We start from the raw sequence: 245 nt of genomic DNA, 5'->3' as shown, positions 1-245 counted from the left end.
CATGGAGTTCTTCTTTGCACAGTCGAATCGCCTTTCGGCGGCGGCTCAACTCGCCCTTTTCCGCGAGGGGCAAGACTCGGGCGGGGTGGCTTATGCGGCCGCCCGGCAACGCACAGTCCCCAGAGAGCTGCAGCAAGCGCTCGTCGAAGAAGGGTTCCACCATGTGGACGCGATGCAAGCATTGGCATCCAACCCTTCGACCCACCCTCAAACGCTCTTGCCCTTGACCTCGCATTCCAACCGTG

The 245-nt window shown here is 61.6% G+C and carries 1 protein-coding gene; it reads left to right on the top strand.

Annotated features, from left to right (window positions below):
- Positions 1-245, top strand: a 245-nt coding sequence (locus ACR6JA_RS23195; protein ID WP_494599874.1) for a hypothetical protein, incomplete at both ends; no start/stop codon positions are given.

The sequence above is a fragment of the Cedecea sp. B1(4) genome (assembly GCF_059414925.1).
This window is presented reverse-complemented; position numbering and strand designations above follow the sequence as displayed.